The organism is Bradyrhizobium sp. URHD0069 (genome assembly GCF_000701345.1).
Classification (GTDB): Bacteria; Pseudomonadota; Alphaproteobacteria; order Rhizobiales; family Xanthobacteraceae; genus Bradyrhizobium.
On record NZ_JNIJ01000018.1, the window covers coordinates 26,105 to 39,878 of the forward strand.

General features: G+C 61.4%; 19 protein-coding genes and 1 pseudogene. 7 read left to right on the forward strand and 13 right to left on the reverse strand.

Annotated features, from left to right (window positions below; genetic code table 11):
• Nucleotides 1–203: 203 nt before the first annotated feature.
• Both N554_RS0112140 and N554_RS0112145 read left to right on the forward strand, forming a co-directional pair.
• On the forward strand, nucleotides 204–890 hold the full coding sequence (locus N554_RS0112140; RefSeq protein ID WP_029583708.1) for a hypothetical protein: 687 nt from the start codon (nucleotides 204–206) through the stop codon (nucleotides 888–890).
• A 78-nt stretch (nucleotides 891–968) separates the two neighbouring features.
• A complete protein-coding gene (locus N554_RS0112145) occupies nucleotides 969–1,676 on the forward strand; it encodes a glutathione S-transferase (RefSeq protein WP_029583709.1) in 708 nt (235 codons plus the stop codon).
• Between the two features lie 112 nt (nucleotides 1,677–1,788).
• Here the strand turns inward: N554_RS0112145 and N554_RS0112150 are convergent, their stop codons facing one another.
• The 4 genes from N554_RS0112150 to N554_RS0112165 all read right to left on the reverse strand — a co-directional run bounded on the left by N554_RS0112150 (nucleotide 1,789) and on the right by N554_RS0112165 (nucleotide 4,207).
• A complete protein-coding gene (locus N554_RS0112150; RefSeq protein ID WP_029583710.1) occupies nucleotides 1,789–2,148 on the reverse strand; it encodes a GFA family protein in 360 nt (119 codons plus the stop codon).
• 298 nt (nucleotides 2,149–2,446) lie between these two features.
• Nucleotides 2,447–2,620 (reverse strand): hypothetical protein, encoded by a 174-nt coding sequence (locus tag N554_RS39865; protein ID WP_156041912.1) that lies wholly within the window; start codon nucleotides 2,618–2,620, stop codon nucleotides 2,447–2,449.
• Nucleotides 2,621–2,807: 187 nt separating this feature from the next.
• Nucleotides 2,808–3,284, reverse strand: coding sequence for a hypothetical protein (locus N554_RS0112160; RefSeq protein WP_029583711.1), 477 nt, complete (start codon nucleotides 3,282–3,284; stop codon nucleotides 2,808–2,810).
• A gap of 242 nt (nucleotides 3,285–3,526) precedes the next feature.
• A complete protein-coding gene (locus N554_RS0112165) occupies nucleotides 3,527–4,207 on the reverse strand; it encodes an alpha/beta fold hydrolase (RefSeq protein ID WP_029583712.1) in 681 nt (226 codons plus the stop codon).
• Between the two features lie 119 nt (nucleotides 4,208–4,326).
• Here N554_RS0112165 and N554_RS0112170 point away from each other — a divergent pair, with 119 nt between their 5' ends.
• A complete protein-coding gene (locus tag N554_RS0112170) occupies nucleotides 4,327–5,979 on the forward strand; it encodes a fumarate hydratase (RefSeq protein WP_029583713.1) in 1,653 nt (550 codons plus the stop codon).
• A gap of 46 nt (nucleotides 5,980–6,025) precedes the next feature.
• On the opposite strand, the gene N554_RS0112175 is transcribed toward N554_RS0112170, so the two are convergent.
• Nucleotides 6,026–6,652, reverse strand: a complete 627-nt coding sequence (locus N554_RS0112175) for a M15 family metallopeptidase domain-containing protein (protein WP_029583714.1) — start codon at nucleotides 6,650–6,652, stop codon at nucleotides 6,026–6,028.
• A complete protein-coding gene (locus tag N554_RS40960) occupies nucleotides 6,649–6,798 on the reverse strand; it encodes a hypothetical protein (RefSeq protein WP_197033562.1) in 150 nt (49 codons plus the stop codon). The genes N554_RS0112175 and N554_RS40960 overlap by 4 nt, the downstream gene beginning before the upstream one ends.
• 81 nt (nucleotides 6,799–6,879) lie before the next feature.
• Between N554_RS40960 and N554_RS40965 the strand changes: the two are divergent.
• Nucleotides 6,880–7,025 (forward strand): annotated as a pseudogene (locus tag N554_RS40965) (fumarate hydratase C-terminal domain-containing protein); the annotation flags it as partial.
• Nucleotides 7,026–7,087: 62 nt separating this feature from the next.
• Here N554_RS40965 and N554_RS0112190 read toward each other — a convergent pair.
• The 4 genes from N554_RS0112190 to N554_RS0112205 all read right to left on the reverse strand — a co-directional run bounded on the left by N554_RS0112190 (nucleotide 7,088) and on the right by N554_RS0112205 (nucleotide 10,277).
• Nucleotides 7,088–7,384: a hypothetical protein gene (locus N554_RS0112190; protein ID WP_029583716.1), complete on the reverse strand. Its 297-nt coding sequence runs from the start codon at nucleotides 7,382–7,384 to the stop codon at nucleotides 7,088–7,090.
• A gap of 111 nt (nucleotides 7,385–7,495) precedes the next feature.
• Nucleotides 7,496–8,047: an inner membrane-spanning protein YciB gene (locus tag N554_RS0112195; RefSeq protein ID WP_029583717.1), complete on the reverse strand. Its 552-nt coding sequence runs from the start codon at nucleotides 8,045–8,047 to the stop codon at nucleotides 7,496–7,498.
• Between the two features lie 75 nt (nucleotides 8,048–8,122).
• Nucleotides 8,123–8,695 (reverse strand): DUF3159 domain-containing protein, encoded by a 573-nt coding sequence (locus tag N554_RS0112200; protein WP_029583718.1) that lies wholly within the window; start codon nucleotides 8,693–8,695, stop codon nucleotides 8,123–8,125.
• Nucleotides 8,696–8,873: 178 nt separating this feature from the next.
• Nucleotides 8,874–10,277, reverse strand: coding sequence for a carotenoid oxygenase family protein (locus N554_RS0112205; RefSeq protein WP_029583719.1), 1,404 nt, complete (start codon nucleotides 10,275–10,277; stop codon nucleotides 8,874–8,876).
• A gap of 110 nt (nucleotides 10,278–10,387) precedes the next feature.
• On the opposite strand from N554_RS0112205, the gene N554_RS0112210 reads away from it, so the two are divergent.
• Nucleotides 10,388–11,119, forward strand: coding sequence for a TetR/AcrR family transcriptional regulator (locus N554_RS0112210; protein WP_029583720.1), 732 nt, complete (start codon nucleotides 10,388–10,390; stop codon nucleotides 11,117–11,119).
• Nucleotides 11,120–11,480: 361 nt separating this feature from the next.
• Entirely contained in the window at nucleotides 11,481–12,164 is a 684-nt protein-coding gene (locus tag N554_RS0112215) for an SET domain-containing protein (RefSeq protein ID WP_029583721.1), read from the forward strand.
• Here the strand turns inward: N554_RS0112215 and N554_RS0112220 are convergent.
• Genes N554_RS0112220 through N554_RS0112230 form a run of 3 tightly spaced genes read right to left on the reverse strand, consistent with a single transcriptional unit; the run spans nucleotide 12,148 to nucleotide 13,551 of the window.
• Nucleotides 12,148–12,873, reverse strand: coding sequence for a class I SAM-dependent methyltransferase (locus N554_RS0112220; protein WP_371259480.1), 726 nt, complete (start codon nucleotides 12,871–12,873; stop codon nucleotides 12,148–12,150). The two genes, N554_RS0112215 and N554_RS0112220, sit on opposite strands and share 17 nt — an antisense overlap.
• Nucleotides 12,827–13,117: a DUF6522 family protein gene (locus N554_RS0112225; protein WP_029583723.1), complete on the reverse strand. Its 291-nt coding sequence runs from the start codon at nucleotides 13,115–13,117 to the stop codon at nucleotides 12,827–12,829. The genes N554_RS0112220 and N554_RS0112225 overlap by 47 nt, the downstream gene beginning before the upstream one ends.
• The gene (locus N554_RS0112230) at nucleotides 13,114–13,551 is read right to left on the reverse strand and encodes an RrF2 family transcriptional regulator (RefSeq protein WP_029583724.1); all 438 of its coding nucleotides are present in this window, start codon (nucleotides 13,549–13,551) and stop codon (nucleotides 13,114–13,116) included. Before N554_RS0112230 ends, N554_RS0112225 begins: the two co-directional genes overlap by 4 nt.
• On the opposite strand from N554_RS0112230, the gene N554_RS42980 reads away from it, so the two are divergent.
• Nucleotides 13,550–13,774 carry a hypothetical protein gene (locus N554_RS42980; protein ID WP_371259481.1) on the forward strand — a complete coding sequence of 75 codons (225 nt, stop codon included), beginning with the start codon at nucleotides 13,550–13,552 and terminating at the stop codon, nucleotides 13,772–13,774. The genes N554_RS0112230 and N554_RS42980 overlap by 2 nt on opposite strands.

Consider the following 13,774-nt stretch of genomic DNA (forward strand, 5'->3'; position numbering starts at 1 on the left):
GGAAAAGCGTTGACGACCAGGGCGCTGCGGTTCATTCCGCAGCGCCTTTTTCGTTTTGCGCCCTTTTTCATTTAGCGCCCTTTTCATTTCCTGGCGGTCTTCACTTCGGCGTGGCGAAGCAGGAATAATTTTTGTTGCTGCGTGTTGGTGTCCGGTAGGCCGGCCCCGATGGGCCGGCAGGTAAAAACAACCCGGAGGATTCGATGGTCAATCTCACTGCCATTACTTGGCGTGCGTGCTTCGGTTTGGCCGCTGCCTCATTCGTCGTGGTTGCGGCCGAGGGCGTGCAGGCGCAGTCGGCCGACACCAGCTTCTTCGTCACCAGCAAGGGTATCGGCAATGGCGCCAATCTCGGCGGTCTCGCAGGCGCCGACAATCACTGTCAGACGCTGGCGCAGGCCGCCGGCGCCGGCGCGAAAACCTGGCGCGCTTATCTTTCGACGCAAGCCGCCGACGGGGCGCCGGCCGTAAATGCACGCGCCCGCATCGGCAACGGACCCTGGAAGAACTCCAAGGGCGTGGTGGTCGCCAAGGATGTCGCTGAACTGCATGGCAACAACAATATCAACAAGGAGACGGCGCTGACCGAAAGGGGCGAGACCGTCAATGGTTACGGAGACCAGCCGAACAGGCACGACATTCTCACGGGATCGCAGTCGGATGGCACGGCATTCGCCGGAGCCGATGATCGCACTTGCAAGAACTGGACAAGCAGTACGCAGGGTGCAGCGATGGTCGGTCACTCCGACATCAGCGGACCCGCCACCAATCCGACGGTCAAATCCTGGAATGCGGCGCATCCCTCACGAGGGCCCGATGGCGGTTGCAGCCAGAAAGACCTGATCAGCACCGGCGGCGACGGCCTGCTGTATTGCTTCGCGGCGAACTAAGCTCGTATTGGCGAGTTAGCGAAAGGACATAGCTCCGTGGCGGCGGAGCTATGTCCGCGTCGCATCCGGGGACCTTCCATGCGTTATGAACTATATTACTGGCCGGACATTCAAGGTCGCGGCGAATATGTCCGCCTCGCGCTGGAAGAGGCGGGCGCCGACTATGTCGACGTGGCGCGCAGTGACCGCGGCATGTCCGCGATGATGAAGATGATGGAGGCGCGCAGCGGCACGCCGCCGTTCGCGCCGCCGTTTCTGAAAGCCGGCCGGCTCGTGATCGGGCAAACCGCCAACATCCTGCTCTACCTCGGATCGCATCACGGTCTGGCGCCGAAGAGCGAAGCCGGGCGGCTGTGGGTGCATCAGCTGCAGCTTACGGTGGCGGATTTCGTGCTGGAAATTCACGACACCCATCATCCGCTCGGTCCGTCGCTGTATTACGAGGGCCAGCGTCAGCCTGCGAAAAAACGAACCGAGGAATTCTGGAACGAACGGGTGCCGAAATATCTTGGCTATTTCGCGGGCGTGTTGACGAGCAATGGCGGCACCTATCTCACCGGCCGCAGGGTCAGTTACGCCGACCTCTCGCTGTTCCAGATCGTCGAGGGGCTGCGCTACGCAACTCCGAAGCGCATGGAAGCCTTCGAGCCCGAGATACCTGGCCTTGTCGATCTGCACGACCGCGTCGCCGCGCGACCGAACATCAAGGCCTATCTCTCAAGCGACCGCCGCATCCCCTTCAACGAGGAGGGCATCTTCCGGCACTATAAGGAGCTGGATATCTGACATGCACTTGGTTGGATTCACATTGATGTCGCAACAACAGCAAGTGCGCACCTCTCCCTAAGGGAGAGAGATGAAACTGAACCCGTGGCGCGCCCATCGTCTGGCCAAGGTGTCAGAGTTTCCGCCCGTCGACCGGCGTCATCGTGAGCTTTGCCAAGTCGATCCCGTCGATGCAGCTGACGTTCAGCGCCACCACTTCGGTGCCGTCGGGCTTGCTGCCGCGCGCGAACACGTCGACGCCGCAGTCGATGCAGAGCTGATGCCGGATCGCGTGCTTGTTGAACAGATATTCCTTCAGATTTTCCTCGCCGGCGCGCAGCTGAAAGCTGGTCGGCGCCAGGAACGCGAAATGCAGGCCCTTTTTGGTGCAGATCGAGCAGTTGCAGGCGATCACCATGGCAAGATCGGTGGTGCATTCGAAGCGCACCATGCCGCAGTGGCAGCCGCCGGTGTAGGTCCTGGTTTCGGGCATCGCTCCGCCCCGGGGATAGCTATCGTCCGCAGTATAGGCCCTTACCAAGTCCGGGCACCAGACGATAGCGCACCCGGCCGAGGATCGCGATCGTGCTTAGGAACACCCATGCCGCCTGCCGGTGCAGCGTACCCGCGGGCGCAGCGCGCCCATCACGGCGCGCCAGCCCAGGTTGTGCGGCAATAGTTTTGCGATCACGCGGGTTTCCCACTCTCATGCTCAAGCATGATCGCGCCGTTTTCGGCAAACTTGCGGCGGTTGGCTGTCGCTGAGCGTGGCGCGCCGGCTTCAGCCGTCCTCAGGCCAGCTGATCGACCCGCGTTCCCTGTCCCGGCGGAAGCGCCGCCAGAAGCGTCGGCTGAGCCGCGCGCGAGCTGCTGGCATCCTTGTCATTCTTTACGTCCGGCACTTTGGGCTCGCTGGCCTCAGGCGCTTTGACCGGAGGCAACGCCGTAACACTCGAAATATTCATTGAAGGCATCCTTGCGTGGTTGCCCGACTGTGACGGGGCGGAGACCAACGCTTTATGAATCCGAACCCTCAATTGCGCGCCAACGGGACCCATGCCGCGACATGGTGAATGGGACGGCGCGATCTTCGTTAAAAATGTTCGGTCTTGCCTGGAATGGCCGTAGTGCCGTCAGGAAGCCTGCGCTTCCTTACTCATCCCTGCCGCGCGAAATCGCGATCGCCGCATCGGTCTTGGTCCGAGTGCATTCCATGTCGAGGCGGCGGAAGCGCATCTTGACATTGTCGCCGCGTAACAGCCCCATCCGCTTGATGCAGCGCGTGGCGCCTCTGAGCACGTCGGGCTTCGGAATGGTGAAGACAATGGCGCCCGCGTTGGCGACCAGCTCGAAAAATTCCGGTTTCGGTTTCCGCTCCGCCTTGGCATAGAGCTCGTTGGAGTAATTGCGGCCCCGGCAGCCGAGCGATAGCTCCTTCGCCTGCGGGTGCGACAGATAGATGACGTTGGCGGCGGTTATGCCGACCTTGAGACCATCGATATGGCTCTTGAGTTGAGCCGCGATATCGTCGCAGCGGTCGGCACGCGCGGGCGAAGTGTTGAATGCGGCCAGCAGCACGAGCGCGGCGGCAAGGATGGCCGATCGGCGAAATTCTGCTCTCGATGTCATTCTGGATGCCCCTTTACGCCATTGAAGCGTCCGCAAACGGATAGCGCAAGGGCGGCCTTTGTTGTTAATCTTTGACTCGTCATGCCCGGCCCAAAAGCGCGAAGTGCGACTTCGCTAGATGACCCGGCGATCCACGTCTTTTCTTCGCTCCATTTCTTACAAGGACTTCTTACAAGGACGTGGATGCCCGCGACAAGCGCGGACATGACGGACATAAACGATTTCCGTCGCGGTCCAGTGAGCTACGACGACAGATCGCGGATCACTCCGGTCAGAATTTCCATCACTGCATCGGGCGCGGCGTTGATGACGTCGTGGCCGCAGTCGAGGGTGTGGACGGTCCAGGCCGGATCGTCGCGTAGACGCTGATACTGGGCGGTGAACGGCGTCGCACTCCAGCCGCTGGCGTAGACGAAGACGCGTCGCGCGATCTTGCTTGGGTGTCCTTTTAGCCGCAGTGCCTGCACAAACGACGCCAGTGGATGTGGTGTGCAACGGGAATCAAGATTGTCGGGTGGTGCCACGCTAAACCCGTCGCGGCGTGCGCGTTCGATCGCGATCTTGCGGTAGTCGTCGCCCGCCAGATCCCACCACGACTGGCCGTCTTGCGGCACGAAGGCGTCGAGATAGACCAACGCGGCGATGCGTTCCGGCGCGCGGTCGGCGACGCCCGTCGCGACCATCCCGCCGTAGCTGTGCGCACACAAAATGACCTCCGAGAGGTCTTCGACTGCCAGCAGGCCGAGCACGTCGTCAATGTGGGTGTCGAGGTTGACGCGCCCGGCCGCGACGGCGGGCGCCGCATCGAGGCCGGTCAGCGTCGGCGCATAGGCTTCGTGCCCGGATCGTCGCAGCCGCGCGACGAAATCGGCAAAGGCCCAGCCGCCATGCCAGCCGCCCGGGATCAAAACGAAGGTAGCCACCGCAATCCTCCGCGATTGCCATGCCGAGAGATGTGTTGCGCCGGTCGAAGATGGTAGTCTATCAAGCCGGTCGAGATCATTTTGTTGTGTCGTTGTGCCAAGACCCGCGGAGCCCCCCAATGAACGCCCCCACCGCTTTTCCCGAGCCAAAGCCGGTTCCGCCCTACAAGCACACGCCGCTGTTTCCGCTTGGCGAGGACACCACGCCGTACCGGAAGATCACGACCGAGGGCGTGCGGGTCGAGAAGGTCTTGGGCAAGGACATGCTGGTGGTATCGCGCGAGGCGCTGCGCGCGCTTAGCGAAGCCGCGTTCGGCGACATCAATCATTATTTGCGGCCGGGGCACCTGAAGCAGTTGCGCAGCATCCTCGACGACAAGGAGGCCAGCGACAACGACAAGTTCGTCGCCTTCGATTTCCTGAAGAACGCCAACATCGCCGCCGGCGGGGTGCTGCCGATGTGTCAGGACACCGGCACCGCGATCATCATGGGCAAGAAGGGCGCGCGCGTTCTCACCGACGGCGACGACGAGGCGGCGCTCTCCGAGGGTGCGCGCGACGCTTACCTCCGCCGCAACCTGCGCTATTCGCAAGTGGCGCCGCTGTCGATGTATGAGGAGAAAAACACCGCCAACAACATGCCGGCGCAGTGCGAGATCTATGCCGAGGGCGATGACGCCTACAAGTTCATGTTCATGGCCAAGGGCGGCGGCAGCGCCAACAAGAGCTTTCTGTTCCAGGCGACGCCCTCGGTGCTGACCAGGGATCGCATGCTGGCGTTCCTGAAGGAGAAGGTGCTGACCTTGGGCACGGCGGCGTGCCCGCCCTATCATCTGGCGATCGTGATCGGCGGCACTTCGGCCGAACTCTGCATGAAGACCGTGAAGCTTGCCTCGGCGCGTTATCTCGACGCGCTGCCCACGCAGGGGTCGGCCGACGGCAACGCCTTCCGCGATCTGGAAATGGAGCAGCAGATTCTTGCCATGACGCAGTCGCTCGGCGTCGGCGCGCAGTTCGGCGGCAAATATTTTTGTCATGATGTGCGGGTGATCCGGCTGCCGCGTCATGGCGCATCCTTGCCGATCGGGCTCGGTGTATCCTGCTCGGCGGACCGCCAGGTGCTCGGCAAAATTACAAAAGACGGCGTCTACCTCGAAGAGCTCGAGCACAATCCGGCGCAATACCTGCCCGCCGTCGAGCAAGCGCTCGGCGGCGACGTGGTAAAAATCGATCTCGACCAGCCGATGAAGGAAATTCTCGCAACGCTTTCAAGGCATCCGATCAAGACGCGGCTGTCGCTGACCGGCACCATGATCGTGGCGCGCGATTCGGCGCATGCCAAATTGCGCGAGCGGCTGGAGAAGGGCGAGCCGCTGCCGGACTATTTCAAGAACCATCCGATCTATTACGCGGGGCCGGCCAAGACGCCGGATGGTTACGCCTCCGGCGCGTTCGGCCCGACCACGGCGGGACGGATGGATTCCTTTGTCGACCAGTTCCAGGCGGCGGGCGGATCGATGGTGATGGTGGCGAAGGGCAATCGCGCGGTCGCGGTGCGCGAGGCCTGCAAGAAGCACGGTGGATTTTATCTGGGCTCGATCGGCGGTGCCGCGGCAAACCTCGCCGAGCACTGCATCAAGAAGGTCGAGGTGGTGGAATATCCTGAGCTCGGCATGGAAGCGATCTGGCGCATCGAGGTCGTGGATTTTCCGGCCTTCATCATCATCGACGATAAAGGCAACGACTTCTTCAAGGAATTGAATCTGGGGTGACCCCTTAACCTCATCCCGCTTGCGAGGAGAGCTCCAGCTCGCCAAATCAGCTAATGAGATGGTTCGGCGCCGGTCCGGTATCGATAACGGGACCCGGCACAAAAAATTCCGTCGGAAATTTCTGCTGCAGCTTGCGGTCGATGATGTCGGCGACTGCATCGAGGCCCAGCGTGTCGTCGATGTTCAGTTGTCCAAGAGCTTGCCGTGACTTCGGCCCGAGCTGGCCGTCGAGATCGCCGATGTTTTGTCCGAGGCGGATAAGACCTGATTGAATGTACGCGGGACGCACGTCGTCGCCCAAAGCGTCGACTTTTAGCCCGATCGATATGATCGCGCTCGCCGCCATCGCGGTGTACGGGCTCTTGAAATTGTCGCCATTCTTCGCGGAGTAATATTGGTAGACGAGGTCGTGGCTGCCGCGGCAATCGAAATGCCACGCTTCGCTCAGCCTGGGGTTCGGGACCTCGATGATCGGTTCCAGGCCATGCCTCCTGGCCAGCGGCCAGAATTTCGGCAGCGTCAACTTCTTGATTTTGTCCAGATCGAGATCGAAGGCGCGTCCGGCTTCATGCATGCTGCCGCCAGGCGGCGGGCTAAAGGCAGTTTTCTTTCCAGATGTGTAATCCAGGTGGGCCTGAAGCTGCATGTCATACGACCTGAACAGATCGCTCAATACGAGATCATTTCTATCGCCTTGAGGTCAGTCTTTGTTGCAAAGATCGCCGCGTACATATCCGGCGTGCAAAGCGCCATCCGCTTCGGAAGTGGCTTTCCGTCATAGATGGAGTCGATGTCGATCGGAATAAGCGGTGTGAACATCGCTACCTCCTGAGTTTCTGCAGGTGGGCGCAGATTGTGGCTATATATCCACACAATCTTGGGGAGTATGCCTGCGATCGCGAGCACTGCATCAAGAAGGTCGAGGTGGTGGAATATCCCGAGCTCGGCATGGAAGCGATCTGGCGCATCGAGGTCGTGGATTTTCCGGCCTTCATCATCATCGACGATAAGGCAATGACTTCTTCAAGGAATTGAATCTGGGGTGAGGGAGGTTCGCGCACCCCCACGTATCGTCGTCCCGGCGTTCGCCGGGACGACTAACGAGCGACTACGCCCGCGTTCCGGTGAACGGAAAACTGCCCATCGGGCCGATGCCCATTTCGCCTGATATGCTGTCACCCGAGACCTTGCCGGTGAATGCCAGGGTCAGCGGCACCGGGTTGGTGATCGAGACTTTCCAGGCCACGTCATCGCCGTTGGCCGTGCCGTCGAAGATTTCGGTCGAATTGCCGTCCGCTGCTTGCGTCCCCGTCAGCGTGCCGCCTGAATTCTTCAGGGAAAGCGTCGCATTGCGCTCGCCCATCGGCGTGCTCATGGTGATATTCCAGTTTCCGTCCACGGCCATCAGTGTCTCCTCGGATTTGTTCGCAAAACCGGAATGGTTCTGGGATCTGGCGGGCTCGATCCGCGGTATAGCGCATCTCGCAGCGCAAGCCCAATGGGTGAGCCGCGGCGATCAGGCGCGGGCGGCGCGAAGCCGGCTGGTGACGAGGACGCGAAACGCGACATATTGCACGGCGAAGGCTACGACCTTGGCCCCGATCAAAACCACCGACACATAGAACGCCCACAGCTTGATATCGCCGGTCGAGGCCACCGCAATGGTGCCGGCGCCGAGCGCGAACATCAGCGCGGCCCAGGCGTAGCCCGCGATGGTGACGTATTCCGGAATGGTTTCGATCACGATCGGCGGCGAGTAGCGCAGCATCCAGCCGCGTTTCAGCATGATTGCGCCGATCGCGAAATGCGCGATAGAGGGCTTGGCCAGCACGAAACGCGGATCGTGGGTCAGAAGCGTCGCGCTGCCGAGGACGATCACGAGCCCCACGCTGGCATAGGTCATGAAGCTGAGTGGCTGTCCTTTGATGCGCGCGTAGATCACCTGGGCCACCGCGCCCGCGATTGCGACAGACGTCGCCAGCGCCACGTTGTCGGTGGCGAGATACAGCACGAGGAACACGATGGTGGAGAAAAAGTCGGTGGCGAGTTTGGCAAATACGTCCTTCATCGGCTTTCTCTCCTTGTGCTCTTTTTGAGAGGAGCAAAAGCGTGTATCAGCCCCTGGATTGCCCGCAATGAAAGTCTATGCCGCGCCGATGGTCGCGGCGGGGCTTGCGTACCTGGCTTTCCGGTACTGCGGATACCATTTGGTGAAATAGGCAGCACTATTGCGGGCGGCGAACACGATCGCGATTCCCGTCCACAGCGGCAGGCTTGGGGCATAGATCATCAGAATGTTGGCCGCCATCATCGCCAGGAACGCACCGGCCCACGCCCAGGAGATGATGTAGTTTGCGGCCATGAAGCCGGGCTGCTTCGCGGTCTCGGGGTCGACCATCTCGCGGGCGTATTGCAGCGTGAACGGGAAGCGGAATGCGATCGACAACAGCGCGATCGCGAATACGCCGGCATCGACGGTGAGCTTCACGGCGGAGCTGCTCAAGCTGGGATCGACCAGGGTGATATAGCAGCCGAGCGCGCCGAACAGGACCACGGAGCCCGCGCCGAGCATCTTGATCGAGCGGCCGCGAACGAGGTCATAGGCGATGACGGCGAGGCAGATCGCGGCGGCCGCGAACAGGCTGATGGTCGCCGAGGTGACCAGCATCAGCAGGGAGAAAGAACCGAACGGGGCAAGAACGAGAAAGATCGTCATGGCAAACCTCATTGAGGTTATCTTTACATCGTAAAGATGAGACTAGAGGCGGAAAGCGAAACCGTCAATCGAAATCTTTACAGTGTCAAAATAGTGTGAGAATGGTAATTAAGTTCTAATATTTTCAATGGCTTAAAGAATCGACGCGCGGTCGCGCCGACTCCTTTTGTCGGTCCGCTCAGCCCGCATTGACCCAATTGCCGTGAAGGCCATCGGGAACCCGATGGCCCAGTTGCACCAGCGCCACGGGGCCGGACCCGACGTCGGTGGCGTTGAATACCGCGAGATCGCTGCGGTTTTCCTGCGCTCGCCAGACCGCTGCCAGCAGCCAGCCATCGCCCTCGGCGGCATCGTCGCCGCGGGCGACGAACACCGGTTCGGAAATGGTGTCGCCGGCGGGCAGCAGGTACTGGCCAAGCCGCGATCCCTTGCCGCCGACATGCACAATGCCGGAGAGCGCGCCGAACATCGGCAAGTCCGGATTGGCGCAGGCGTACCAGCCGTGGGTATTGGCGAACCCGGCGCGGCGGTCGTCGATGCGCGGGAATTCGCCGGTGATGTCGTCGAGATAGATTTGCGTGAAGCGGTCGGTATTTCCGGCGAGATCGAAGGTCCAGCGGCACAGCCGTGCGCGTGATTTTTTCGGATCGGTCGGCGAGCCATCGGGATGGCTGAACAGCGGCGCTTCCTCGAATTGCATGACATCGGCGACAATGCGGTCGCTTTCTTCCCAGGCATTCATGACGTGAAACACGTAGCAGCTCTCGGCGCGGAACCAGACGATATCGCTGGCCGCGCCATTGCGCTTCATGACGCCGACATAGGCGCCCTTGTCCGGCTCCCAGGCGTAAGGCGGCCGCCCACGCATCGCGCGTTCCATGCTGCCGGTGATCGGGAGGACCGGAAACAGCAGATGGTTTTCGGTAACGATGAAGTCGTGCACCATGCTGGCGTAAGGCGCCTCGAAACGATCAAACCGCGTCACCACGCCGGAAGCATTGACGGATCCGAAGGAGAGGGCAGGGGTCAGCGGTCCAGCGGCATTGTAGCCGAAGAACACCATCTCGCCGGTGACGGGATCGATCTTGGGGTGCGCGGTGAAGGGCCCGGCGATGCCGCCATTGTAGTCGCAGTAGCCAAGTCGATTGAGGGTGCCACGCTCGATCTCGGTCGGCAGGTGGCCTTCCTCCAGCGCCAGCAGCCGTCCGGCGTGAAAGATGATGTTGGTATTGGCGACGCCGCCATCTTGCGTGATTGAAGCCGGCGAATCGGGAAGCTTGCGGCCGAAGCCGCCGAACAATGCGCGGCCGGCGTCATGCTCGGCCTGCCATTTCGGCGTGCGGACCCAGCGGTTGCGGTAGCTGGCGCGGCCGTTCTCGAGGTGGAAGGCGTGCAGCATGCCGTCGCCGACGAACCAGTGCGCACCCGGCGACTCGAACTGCGGATTGGGCCCATTGCGATAGAGCGTGCCGTTGAGTTCGCGCGGCAGTTCGCCCTGCACCTTCAGGAACGGCGCATCGCATTCCATCGGAATCGGCGCCAGATTGGTCCGGGCCGCCTTGATCGCTGTTTCCTGCTGCATCGTTTGCTCCCTTTGATCTATCTTTACATCGTAAAGATAGAATATTGAGGCCGGCGTCGGCGGTCAAGCGAAATCTTTACAGTGTCAAAATCGTGATCTATAAGAAGCGAATGGCGAGAAAACCCAATACTGTGCGGGCCCCGGTCCGTCGTGCTGCACCCAACATCGGGCCGTCGCGGGCGGTACGTAAAAAAAGCGCGCCGCGGAGCGCCGGCGCGCGCGAAAATGCCCCGTACCATCACGGTGCGTTGCACGACGCGTTGCTCGAGGCGGCGGAGCGGGTGCTCGAACGCGAAGGATTGGCGGGATTGACGTTGCGCGCGGTGGCGCGTGAGGCCGGCGTGTCGCATGCCGCGCCGACCCATCATTTCGGCGACCTCACCGGCCTCGTCAGCGAACTCGCGGCGATCGGCTTCCGGCAATTCAACGCGGCGATGGCCGCTGCTGGATCGACGGGCGGTTCGGGACTCGAGAAGGCGATGGCTCGAGCCAAGGCGTATGTGGCCTACGCGCAGGCGCATCCCGGCATGTACGGGCTGATGTTCCGCACCGAGCGTCTCGATATGACACGACCCTCGCTGCATGAGGCGGCCAGTGCGGCGTTCGCGGGGCTCGCCGGCGCAATCGGCGCCAGCCGCCACGAGCAAATTTCCGAACAGGCACTCTCGCTCGAACAGGCCGCGGCCATCGCTCGCGCGTGGTCACTGGTCCACGGCTTCACCATGCTGCTGCTCGACGGCCGGCTCGCCGACGTTCTGCGGCGGCTCCCCAAAAGCACGGACGCTGAAACCTTGCTGGACGCCATGCTGAGGTCCAGCGTCGGCCGGCCGTCGGGACAGTAATCAGCGCGAATCAGCGCCGCGTCGCCAACTCCACGGCGCGGCCGATGTTGCCGATCACTTTCAGCTGGAGACACGGCAATCTTTTGGAGCCGTCGATGCATTATAGGTGCTGCCGAATGTTTGTGCGTTTGCCGGTGGAATCAGCCCGGAACTGGCACAGAACAGTGCGGCTGCGGCAGTTGCGATGCCAAAGCGAGGGCCGCGCCTCATCCGGCCGCCTTTGGTTGCGGAACCTGCAGGCAACTTCGACGTTCGCAATCTGGGGAAGGTTCAGGCCCGATGCGGGAATTACCTGACATTGGTCCGGAATCGTTTTAGAACATCGACCCTGCCTTCAATAGTGTGTCAGTTCTAGTCGATCATGCCTGCCATTTCGTCGAAAAAACCTTATCGCATCGGCCGTTCCCGCACCGGGCTTGGCCTCTTCGCCACCAAACCGATCAAGAAGGGCATCAAAATAGTCCGCTATTTTGGGCCACTGCTGGATTCGCGCAAGAAGAAGCACGAGGCCATCGAAAACAAGTATCTGTTCGAGCTCAACGGCCGCTGGACCATCGACGGTTCGGTGCGCGAGAACGTCGCGCGTTATATCAATCACGCTTGCAAGCCCAACGCGGAGTCCGACGTCAGTCCGCGCAAGCGCAAGGTCGTGATCCGCGCAATCAAGAACATCGAGCCCGGCGAAGAGATCAACTACGATTACGGTACCGATTACTTCAAGGCCTATCTGAAGCCGATCGGCTGTAAATGCGACGCCTGCGAAAAGAAACGCAAGAAGAAGCGCGCCGAGGCGAGGGCCGAAAAACTGCGCCTGAAAGCCAAGGCGGAGAAGAAGGCTTTGAAAAAGGCCGAAAAGCAGGCCGCGAAGGCCGAGAAAAAGCTGAAGCAAGAGCTGAATGGCAAGTCGAACGGCGTGAAGTTGAATGGCAAGCACTTCAATGGCCACGGCGGAAAGTCCGCCGGGGTTAAAGCAATTGCAGTGAAATCCGGTGTTCCCGCTAAGTCCAAGGGCAGATCGGGTCGGGAAGTCAGCGTTTCCGCTTAGGCGGCGGACGCTCATTCTTCCCCTTCACGAACGCCAGACTTGTCCAGGTGACGCCGGCGACGCGATTTTGGTCCTGACTGGATTCCGTGCGCAGATTCAAAACCGGGTGCAAACCTTGCGTCTGCGCAAGCTCAATCGTCTCCTCAGGCGAGACCTCGAACATCCGCCGTCCCGCCGGGACCGGCCCGTGCCGGATCTCCATGATCACGGCGCCGCCTTCTCGTACCAGAGAGGCGACGTTCGGCATGGCGCGGCGGCGCTGCTGCGCATCGAGATGCATCCAGACCGCGGTTAGCATGACGACGTCGAACCTCTCGCCGCGTGCCAGCAACAAGGCCAGATCCGGCAGGCTGTCGTCGAGCCATTCGATCCGCGGTGATGGATGTAGCGCCATTGCCGGCAGGCGGAACGCGTCGGTCGGCTCGACGGCGACGACGCGGTGCCCCATCGCCGCGAACCACGCCGCGTCGCGCCCGGTTCCAGAACCGATGTCGAGGATAAGCCCCGGAGCGGTGGGGATCAGATGCAGCACCGCGCGGTGCGAGTCGGCGGCAGAAATGCTCTCGTAGAGCTCAAAAAGCTCTTCGGCCTCCTCGGCGTATCCTTCCGTGCCGCTTACTTGCGCTGACTTCACCCGACGCCTCTCATTGCTTCCCAAGGCTTCAACCACCAGGCTTCCGCACAGATTTCGGAAGCGGCGAATTTCCAAAATCGAGCGCTGAGCGCTGAATGATGGCTCCGCTTTCGTCGACGACAAGACGAAATCGCCGGTGTCCGGAGAAGAACGTCAGGCGATGCCGGCCGCCGTCCGCGTCGATCCCCCGCTCGGAAAGGCTTGTGATCTCGCCCGCCTGCATCTGCTTCCTCAGAAGCGGCAGCGCGATGCCAAGGCCCTCGGCGATCAATGATGCGTCGACCTGGACGGCACCGTCCCGGAATTCAATCGGCTTCATGGGGCACCTCGCGCCGGATTTCGTTTGGATCGCGGCGGATAAGCGCATTCGGCAAGCGTGGTGGCGTCGAGCTCTCGCATGAAGGCTTCACGTGCGGCTGCCAACCGCACCTTCAGACGGCAGCGCGGTGTAAGCACGCAACTCCCGCCATCGTCACGAAAGCATTCGACCAGCGCATGCCGGGCTTCGAGCGTACGCACGACGTCGCCCAGTGTGATCAAGTGCGGCGGCCGAGCCAGAGTGAAACCGCCGCCCGCGCCACGCTGGGTGCTGATGAATCCGACATCGGCGAGGTCGCGCACCACTTTCGCCAGATGATTGCGCGAAATGCCGAACTCAGACGCGATTTCGTGGGTTGCGAACGACCGCGTCGGCTCGCCCGCCAGCCGCATCAGCGCGCGCAACGCAAAATCCGTGAACGCTGTCAGACGCATGGAAGACCTCGCAAATGAGCCTTTGCAAATAACCTATAGCGGTCTAAATAAGCATTTGAAATACCTATTTAAGGAGACCCGCATGACAGGGGCAGAACGGCGCGAAAAGATCTCAGCCGAGATCACCGCAAGGACCGGCATCACGGAAACCATGATTGAACGTCTGGTGCGCGCCTTCTACGCAAAAAGTCCGAACCGACGCGGTGCTAGCACCGGTATTTGA